This window comes from Marinobacter halodurans (assembly GCF_004327985.1).
Lineage (GTDB): Bacteria > Pseudomonadota > Gammaproteobacteria > Pseudomonadales > Oleiphilaceae > Marinobacter_A > Marinobacter_A halodurans.
Genome location: NZ_SJDL01000096.1, coordinates 1 through 3,085 on the forward strand (window position 1 = coordinate 1; position 3,085 = coordinate 3,085).

3 protein-coding genes are annotated in these 3,085 nt (G+C 54.4%); all 3 read right to left on the bottom strand.

Annotation, left to right across the window (positions count from 1 at the left end; genetic code table 11):
* Positions 1-171: 171 nt before the first annotated feature.
* Positions 172-645: a hypothetical protein gene (locus EZI54_RS23355; protein ID WP_131484260.1), complete on the bottom strand. Its 474-nt coding sequence runs from the start codon at positions 643-645 to the stop codon at positions 172-174.
* Between the two features lie 454 nt (positions 646-1,099).
* Positions 1,100-1,723: a DUF2931 family protein gene (locus tag EZI54_RS23360; protein ID WP_131484261.1), complete on the bottom strand. Its 624-nt coding sequence runs from the start codon at positions 1,721-1,723 to the stop codon at positions 1,100-1,102.
* A partial coding sequence (locus tag EZI54_RS23365; protein WP_207389330.1) for a T6SS phospholipase effector Tle1-like catalytic domain-containing protein occupies positions 1,713-3,085 on the bottom strand: 1,373 nt, incomplete at its 5' end. The genes EZI54_RS23365 and EZI54_RS23360, both read right to left, overlap by 11 nt.

Genomic DNA, 3,085 nt, shown 5'->3' on the forward strand with positions numbered 1-3,085 from the left:
CTCCGAGCCAAACCAATGCTGAAGGTAGCGTAGATACGTACAGTGTCCACTTCGGTAGCTGAGACCAATCATCCTTTAGATATTTGGGATCGGTTGAAGTGATTTGATCCATGCGAAACCTTAACGCGGAGCGCACCGGCGCACTTTAGTGTGTCCGAGTGACGCGAATTGTTATAAATTTTCTCGGACAAACTGCTCAACACTGAGATGCCGTCCCTTGCTTTGGTAGTGCCCATCTAAGGCGTAGGCCATATTTTCTAGCGGAGCGTTGTCATACCCAAAATCTTGAATCTCTCTAATGTAGCGCTCTATGAAACCTTGAGGCCCGAGATCACGCCATTGCAGCACATGAACCAATTCATGGAAGTGAAGCCGAAGCTCGTTTGCAGCTTCTTTCTTTACGTAATAGGTATCGTTGTAGGTAATACCTCCCACGTCCATGTCGATGAAGTCTCCTAAACCTGCTTCCCGGAGTCCTGGAAAATCAGGCTTTGGGATTTCGTCGGTAACAACGAAAAACGCTGTCTTCAGAAATTCAGGCGAGTAGAAACCGTTGAAATGCTCTTCAAGAACGGAGCAAGACCGACGCACTTCCCTATGTGAGGAATTCACGTGATGTATCCATTCCTCGATCTCTTCGATCATTACTCCTCCTATTTATAACGCTGAGCACAGGGGCGCCCTGACTAGGGCGTCCAGCGGCCGCAGGCCGCGTCCTGATGCGACTGGTTAAATGCCGGTTACCCGGCGATTCATTCCGGCACCCAACCCGAATGCCAACTCCCGATACTGTGGACCAGCAAGACCCATGGCGCCAGGAACCAGAACACTGAATGGGCGGAAACTGCCCGGCGGGCGCGCCGGATTGCCCGGAGAACAGAACACTGAATTGCCGCTCGGCACTGTTGCCTGACGTAAGGCTGTGTTCTGCCTGACGGCGACCGTTGAGGTAGCGGCCAAGCACCCAGCCGAAGAACACCGAAGCAAGGCCTTTAACGCCCGCCATCACCGGTGACAAAACCGCAGCGAAGCGGAGGGTTTGGCATCCGGTGCATGGCATGGTTATGTGGTGCCTTACTCACTGGTCAGAAATAGGACTTCACCAACCGTCGTACCGAATCCCATTTTTTTGCAGGAAATCCGCTTCTCTTTCAAGATAACTCTCGGTACGACGAGTATAGTCTTCTCCTTCTTCTTTGTGATCATAAGGTGTTGCCTGGTATCGCCCCACCTCAATGGCATTTTCCGCCCCATTCATTATCCAGACAACCACCGTGCCGCCCGGTGCCAGGCCAAACGTCAGGTCGTTGCGAGGCATGTCAAAGGTTTTACCGTAGCGTTCAATCGGAGCGATTTCTTTCATTTTCTCCTCAATCTCGCTGGCATTCTCAAGCTGGATCAACGCCCGATAAGATTGCTGTTCGGCAAACGAGAACCACTTGATGAGTACCAGGCCCGGCATTGCCTGCCACTCGGCGTTTCCTCCGGAGGGCTCTTTCCAGCAACAAGAGACGCTGCCAATCGGTGCTCTCCAACCGATTTCCCCCGATACCGATTCCAGAATAAAGGTCTCGACCCATACATCGTAATGCTGAGGCACAACAACGGAGATGCTTCGGTAGTCAGGGTCGGGGCCATACCTTGGTTGTTCCGATTCGCTCTGATCCGAACACCCAAGCATCGTCAGAACACAGAAGCTAATGGCAAGCGCCTTAATACTCATGGTATTCCCCCTCTGACCATTGTCCCTTGTTCGGGTGGACGGTCCGCCGACCGTACTTACCGGGTTTAAAGGGGTGCAGGGGGCCAAGTTTCAGATAATGATCGGAATGGTGGATGTATTGCTGTTTTAGTAGCGCTTTGGTTTCCGGAGTCATCAATAGCTGGTTGCCGTGCCAGACATGGGCGGCGAGATTTCTGGCGACGGTCATTAATTCTTGCGGAAGGGAAAGCGATGAGTCTTCAGGGTCAATAACATCGAAAGGAACACCAGCATCCACCGCCAACTTGTGCATCAGATACAGCGGAATCCGGGAGTATTCACCACGAACGTCGCGGTCCAGCCAAAGGCGAAGCGTAATGTCACCGCCCGGCAAACCGGGTGGGCGCTCCTGCTCGATATCCAATGTAGCGAGCGGGTTCAGCGGCCCGATCCAGCCCTCGTTCTTGATCAGCGCACGTTCCTGCAACATGCGGGAGAATTCGAAACTAGCTTCGGGGTTGCGGCGGTCTTTTCCTCTGACTACCAAAGGTGGGCGAACCTCGATGCGTTCGTGAAAGCGATCTGGGTAGCCACCGCCAATATCGGAATGCGCACCCGGCAGCGTCCATTCGCTGAAATGCTCCGGCAAGTTGCCGGACTCACCCCGGAGGCTGTTGAGTGAAAAGTTGTGACGGCGCTCATCCCGCGCGGCGAACTGGACCACCCGCTCGGCATCCTCCGGTCTGAGGTTGACGTTGATGCGTCCGGTTTCGGCATCGTGGGCGGAGAAGTCCAGGTTGCCAAGATCGCCAACGCCAGCCACGGTATCGAACAGTCCCACAAAGCGAACGGTGATCTTCTTTGGCCAGGGTATGCCCTGTTGTTTGAACGCGACGGCCAGCGCGCCGTTTTCATCCTGAACTTCCCGGCTGATGAAATGCCGGGCCGTGGCCGCGCCACGGCTGAAGCCGAATACGTCAAGCACGAGTTCGTCAATGGGGTCACGGACAAGCCTGATAATCTCAATCGCCAGATCGCCGCAACCTTGATCGACTTTCTTGAGTATCCCCTGCTCACCGAGACCCAGCCCCATACTCGGACCATCGTCTGGCTGCCCTGACTTGGTGCCTACGCCGGAGACATAAATGGAAGTCCTGCGCGCCAGCTCCCAGTCGTCACTCTGGAACTGGCCCTTCTGATACATTCGCTCCAGCTTGGAAACATTGGTTTCAGCGTTGAGGTAACTACCCTCCATTATCTGCGACAATTCGGCACTGCACTCATCCTCGGAGATAGCGCCAGCGGCATTGGCCGTCAGGCACTCATCCATCTGTCTCTGATAGGCTTGGGTGTTATCCCTGTTGTTGCCAGTACCGTCGAAAA